This is a genomic window from Planktothrix sp. FACHB-1355 (assembly GCF_014748295.1).
GTDB lineage: Bacteria > Cyanobacteriota > Cyanobacteriia > Cyanobacteriales > Aerosakkonemataceae > Aerosakkonema > Aerosakkonema funiforme_A.
In genome coordinates this window covers 1-6,694 of the sequence record NZ_JACJUP010000265.1, presented here as the reverse complement: position 1 = coordinate 6,694, position 6,694 = coordinate 1, and the positions used below count along the sequence as shown (strand labels likewise).

At 41.3% G+C, this 6,694-nt stretch carries 3 protein-coding genes; 1 reads left to right on the top strand and 2 read right to left on the bottom strand.

Features of this window, described 5'->3' with window-relative positions; genetic code table 11:
* Positions 1-4,330 (top strand): PAS domain S-box protein (locus H6S82_RS13335; protein ID WP_191056302.1); only part of this gene is annotated, 4,330 nt, incomplete at its 5' end.
* Positions 4,331-4,356: 26 nt separating this feature from the next.
* Here H6S82_RS13335 and cax read toward each other — a convergent pair.
* Together cax and H6S82_RS13325 are read right to left on the bottom strand one after the other, a co-directional pair.
* Entirely contained in the window at positions 4,357-5,454 is a 1,098-nt protein-coding gene (gene cax / locus H6S82_RS13330; protein ID WP_190462646.1) for a calcium/proton exchanger, read from the bottom strand.
* A 74-nt stretch (positions 5,455-5,528) separates the two neighbouring features.
* Positions 5,529-6,578, bottom strand: a complete 1,050-nt coding sequence (locus tag H6S82_RS13325) for a hypothetical protein (protein ID WP_191056301.1) — start codon at positions 6,576-6,578, stop codon at positions 5,529-5,531.
* Positions 6,579-6,694: the final 116 nt, after the last annotated feature.

The following is a 6,694-nucleotide window of genomic DNA, read 5'->3' as shown; positions in this document are numbered from 1 at the left end:
GGTTGATTCCCAACAACGGATTATTATCTTTAATCAAGGAGCAGAAAAAACCTTTGGCTACACTGCACAGGAGATGATCGGGCAACCTTTATGGCGACTGTTACCGGAACGATTTGCGTCCGCCCATCATCATCATGTTACTTCCTTTGCTGATTCTAATGGGAAAGCCCGACGGATGGGAGAGCGAGGAGAAATTTGGGGAAGACGCAAAAATGGCGAGGAGTTTCCCGCAGAAGCATCAATTTCTAAACTCACCCTCGACGGTGAAACAATTTTTACGACAATTTTGCGAGATGTAACCCAACGTAAACGAGATGAAGTTGCACTTTCACAATTAGCGGCGATCGTTAATTCATCTGAAGATGCCATTATTAGTAAAACGCTTGATGGGATCGTCACCAGTTGGAATGCTGCCGCAGAAAAGCTGTTTGGTTATACCGCGTCAGAAATTATTGGTTCTCACATTTCCAAAATTATCCCTGTAAGCTCACGCCTTGAAGCTGAAAATATTTTAGATAAAATTCGCCAAGGTCAATCCGTACCAACGTATGAAACAATCAGGCAGCATCGGGATGGTTCCTTAATCAATGTAGCTCTGACCGTTTCTCCGATTCGCGATCGAACCGATCGCATTGTGGGTGCTTCTAAAATTGTGCGCGATATTAGCGAACAGCAAGCTGCGCTGCGCGATCGCAAAGAAGCGGAACTCGCCCTCAAAGAAAGTGAAGAACGCTACCGCGTCCTCGTTTCTCATGCCCCAGTGGGTATTTTTCAGACCGATGGGGAGGGAAAATGTGTCTATGTGAATCCACGCTGGACGGAAATGACCGGACTTTCGCTCTCAGAAGCGTTGGGAGAAGGTTGGGTGCAAGCGCTACACCCGGATGACCGAGAGCAGATTTTTGCCGAGTGGGTGCAAGCAACCGAAGAAAAACGACTGTTCAATCTAGAATATCGCTTCCGTAAACCAGAGGGAGTAGAAGTTTGGGTTTCTGGACAGGCGATCGCAGTGCGCGATGAAACAGGCGCGATTAAGGGCTACTTCGGCACTGTAATGGATATTACGGCTCGCAAGCAAGCTGAAGAAAAACTGCGCCAAAGTCAAATTAATCTTGCCGAAGCCCAACGCATTGCCCATCTGGGCAGTTGGCAACTTGATTTAAGAACTCAACAAAGAAGTTGGTCTGATGAAACCTTCCGCATTTTTGGCTTAGATCCCAACGGCGCTGCACCCACTCAAGCAGCTTTTTTACAAATGGTTCATCCTGACGATCGTCAGCAAATTCAAGATTGGCTTCAACAAGCGATCGATCGGAAAACTCCCTTGTTCGGAGAGTACCGAATTATTCGCCCCGATGCTACAATCCGTCATTTAGAAACGCGGGCAGAGGTGATTTTAGACGATCGGGGCGAAACAATTAAGCTCATGGGGTCAATTTTAGACATTACTGAGCGCAAACAGACAGAAGCCACTAAACAAGCTTTACTAGATGCCTTACCTGACTTTATGGTGCGAATGAGTTGGGATGGAATGCTGCTAGAAGTCCTTAATAAAGGTGCAATTCATATCATCCAACCTCAAAAAAACATCCCCAACACATTCGTTACAGAGATTATGCCCCTTGAGATTGCCCGAGAAAGAATTCAATTAGCCCAACAAGCGCTGGCAACTCATCGGGTACAAACCCAAGAATATCATTTTGTAGTGGATGGAAAAACGATTTATGAAGAAGCCCGCATTGCTCCGTTAGATAACGATGAAGTGTTGGTGCTAGTGCGCGATATTACCGAACGTTACCATGCGGAACAAGCCCTCCGAGAAAGCGAGGAAAAATTCAGGCAATTAACAGAAAATATTCATCAAGTCTTTTTTATTTTATCGGCTCGGGGAGAAATGCTCTATATCTCGCGAGCATACGAACAGATTTGGCAAAGAAGTTGTGAGAGTTTGTACAAAGATCCTCGCTCTTGGTTAGAGTCTGTTTATGCAGACGATCGACCTGCAATGGCAAATGCTCTCAAGCATCAGATTGAGGATGGAACCACTTTTGAAGAAACCTATCGCATTGTTCGCCCCGATGGTAGTATTCGCTGGGTAACGGCGCGATCGTTCCCCTTGCGAGATGAAGCCGGAAAAGTAGTGCGGTTTACGGGTATTGCTGAAGATGTAACGCAACAAAAAGAATCAGAAGAAGCGATCGAGCGTCAGTTACGAAAAACATTGTTATTGCAGCATATTACCGATCAAATCCGTCAAAGTTTAGATACAGAGCAGATATTCCAGGTAGCGGCGCAGCAGATTGGCGAAGCTTTTCAGGTCGATCGCTGTCTGATCCATTTTTACCAAACCAATCCAGTCCCAGCTATACCAGTAGTCAGTGAATATCTGATTGGAAATCATCGTTCCCTGAAGCATTTAGAAGTCCCGATCGTCGGGAATATTCATATGCAAAAATTACTCACTCAAGAACAAGCGATCGCCTCTGATGATGTCTATACCGATCCTCTGTTGCAGGATATGGCTCCAATATGTGAGCAAATTAGCTTAAAATCAATGTTAGCAGTCGCTACGTTTTATCAAGGCAAACCTAATGGGGTAATTGGCTTGCATCAGTGTATTAATGACCCTTCTTGCCCAGAAAATGACCTGCGCCACTGGCAACAAGATGAAATCGAATTAATTCAAGCGGTGGCGGCTCAGTTAGGAATTGCGATCGCTCAAGCATCTTTACTTCAACAAGAAATCCAACGGCGAGAAGAATTAACACTCAAAAACTTGGCTTTAGAAAAAGCCAGAAAAGAAGCCGAACAAGCTAACCAGGCAAAAAGTGAATTTTTGGCGAATATGAGCCACGAAATTCGCACGCCGATGAATGCTGTTTTGGGTTTTAGCGATTTATTAAGAGGTATGATTACTGAGGAGCGGGCTAAGAGATATTTAGAAGCGATCGCATCAAGTGGTAAAACTCTCCTAGCTTTAATTAATGATATTCTCGATCTTTCAAAAATTGAGGCGGGCAAGCTCCAAATTCACTATGAAGTTGTCGATATTTATTCATTAATTCAAGATATCCGCCAAATTTTTATTCAAAAAGCTGAAGAAAAAGGCTTATGGCTAGAAATTGAGATTGATGGCAATTTTCCTCGTTTTCTGCTTCTGGATGAAGTCCGCCTGCGGCAAATTTTGTTTAATGTGGTCGGCAATGCTCTCAAATTTACCCATTCAGGAGGAATTACAATTTCAGTACAACAATATTCATGTACTCAAACTCCAAAAGGACATATTAGCCTTCAGATTACTATTAGCGATACAGGAATTGGGATTGCACCAGAAGATCGAAAACTTATTTTTGAAGCATTTACTCAAAGTCAAGGCCAAAGTAACCGTAAATATGGAGGTACTGGATTAGGACTAGCCATTACTCAACGACTTACTGAAATAATGCAAGGTTCCATTGAGTTACACAGCGAATTAGGCCAAGGTAGTTCCTTCATATTTTATTTCCCTAAAGTTGCGATCGCCGAGCAGTCTGTAAACTATCTTAGCGTCAAAGAATTAGATGAAAACTTGAATCAATTTGCACCTGCAACCATTTTAGTTGTGGACGATGTTAAATCCAATCGTGACTTAATAGCAGGTTACTTTATGGAAACGGCTCACAATCTTTTATTTGCTAAAGATGGACAAGAAGCCGTGCCAATTGCCCAAAACTCTCGCATAGACTGCATTTTACTCGATTTGCGAATGCCTAATATGGATGGACGAGAAGTAGCTAATATTCTCAAACAGGATGAACAAACTCAGACAATACCGATTATCATTTTAACGGCTTCATCCAATCAAATAGAAGAAAGGGAATTACAGGGGCTTTGCGAAGGTTTTTTACGCAAGCCAGTCAGTCGGACACAGATTGTGGCAGAACTTAAGAAAGTATTGAGAGTTACAGCTTCTCAGCGCGAATCCTTAGTAGATTCTACCAATTCGGAAACGTTGCAGAAGGCTAATGTAAATTTATGCTCAAATTCAACTTTAAACCCTGTGCAATTCTCAGACTTATTGGTTAAGCTGCGCCAAGAAACTGACACTACATGGGTGCGGCTACGGAAAACCTTAGTTACTAAAGAACTCAAACAGTTTATAGAACGGCTAACGCAATGGGGTAAAGAGCATCAATGTCAAGTCTTGTTGGATTATGCACAAACTTTAAGGTCTCAGATAGATAACTTTAATTGGGATATAATTCCCCAAACTGTGGAAAGCTTTGCAGAAATTCGTACCTCTCTAGAAAACAGTTATGAGGAATTAGGGGATGGACAAGCAGATAATTAATCCAAAAGGAGACGGATACGATTTAGCTACACAGGAGGATGAAAATAAAAAGCCGCACCTAAAATTATGTAAGTTGCTAATAGCAATCCTCCCTCCAACCAGTTAGAACGTCCGTCCAAACTGATCAGATTGGCGACTAACACCGCAATGATTACAGCTACTACTTCAAAAGGATTGAAATTTAAATCCATCGGTTGACCGATCGCCACTCCTACTATAACTAAAATTGGAGCGACCAACAGCGCAACTAACAAGCTGGAACCCATCGCCACGGAAACCGATAAATCCATATTGTTTTTGATTGCTACGCCTACTGCAGTTACGTATTCTGCTGCGCCGCCGACTAATGGTAAAAGCACCACACCTGTAAAAAGTGGGGTCAAACCCAAACTTTTTGTTGTTTCTTCCACCACTCCGACGAAAATCTCTGACTCAAAAGCCACTGCAATAGTAGATACCAACAACACACCTATCCACAACCAGAGATTGGGTTTGTGACTTGATTCAGTGTCAGCATCTTTTCCTTCTCCTGATTCCAAATCTACTATTCCCACATCGTAAAGATAGCTGTGAGTCTTCAATGAAAAAAGCAGGGTTAAAGCATAAACTACGATTAACACTACTGCTGCTGTGAGGGAAAGATTGCGAATCGAACTTTCTGCAACTCCATTTGAGGTGTAAACTACGGTGGTTGGCAAAACAATTGCAATCACTGCTAAAGTCATGGTGGAACCGTTCACCCGTGCTACCACAGGCTGAAATTCTTGTTCCTTGTAGCGCAAACCTCCCAAAAACATGGAAAGTCCCATAACTAGGAGTAAGTTGCTGATAATGGTTCCGGTGATACTTGCTTTAACAATATCGACCAATCCCTCTTTCAGTGCGACTAAGGCAATAATCAATTCTGTCGCATTACCAAATACTGCATTTAACAAACCGCCGATAGATGGCCCAGCAACGATCGCAACTTCTTCTGTAGCCGTGCTTAACCATACTGCTAGGGGTACAATGGCTAAAGCTGATGTAATAAATACTGTCAGCGAACCCCAGTGTAAATATTCAGCCGCAATGGAAATAGGGACGAAAATTAACAGGAGGTAAGAAATTATTTTCTTGATTCCCATAAGAAGTTTTGGTGTTTATCTAAGTATGATATCGATCGTACCATTTCAGATGAAAAATTACATATTTTAATCGCTCATAACGAATTTTTTTCATTTACTTTACCGTCCGCTTTAGGCTCGCCCTTTAATTGTGAAAAAACTCGATAATCTTCCCATTCAACCATTGTCCCATCTGCGCGATCGTTATTTATTTTAACCAAGTTGTATTCTACGTCTTCTGCATAAATAGTAAAGGTCACATTGAAAATTTCCACAAAATTAATTACCCACTGGCAGTCCTCTTCCGGGAACTGTTCATAGTAGCGAATCAAATCTGCAATACAGGCTTCTAAATGAAGGCGGGACGGCTTGCAAATTAAAACTATTTTGAGGAGCAAAATTACTAAAATTAGCGGAGTCTTTTGAAAAATTAATACGAGGAATAGCTCTGAAGGTAACTGATGGTTTTCCGTTGTGAGATACTCAATTAAGTGTTGACAAGTTTTTTGTAAAAGTAAATTATTAATTTCTTCGTTATCGTGATTTTCGTAAAGTGAGTTTAATTTATCACTCAACTTGGCACTGATAACCATTGCCAAGTCTTTATCATTTAAACAAAAAATAAGATATTTTACCAAGCTAATTTTGAATTCTTTGTACGTTATATATTGAGTTTGTTGGGTAAAGATATTGGCTAAATTGACATAATTAAACTGGCCTCTTCGCGCTACAAGCATCTTAATTACGTTTAGTACTTCATCGCCCAAACCTGTTGGATTCTTTGGCATTGTGTTTTCTTTTTCCACAGAGTTAGCACGAGCTGTGTACATAGCCAGATCTAGTTTGAACTTATCTTTTAGTTGTTTGGCTAGTGTTTTGGCAGCTTTTCGTTGTTCAACAGGATTGGTGCGATCGATATATTGAGGAACTAACAAATAAGATGTATAGCGGTAACTCCAATGACCTTTTTCTCCCTCTTCATGTTTTAAAGAAAAAATTTTTAGTTCTTCGTAATCCTTGCTAGTTATAAAATTTTTTAGCCACTTTCTCAGCCTACTTAAATTAACAGAAGTAGTTCTTTGGCTAATGACAGAATCGGAAAATATATCAATTAATTCGCGAATGGCTTGATGCTGCCTTGCCACCTCCCAGTTGTTAACTAAAATGTAACAGCATCGCTTGAGCGTATTTCTAAATACTTCCTCATTATTAGCAGCAACAATTTCGTGAATAGCTCGTGTTGGAGTTGAATTCATACAAT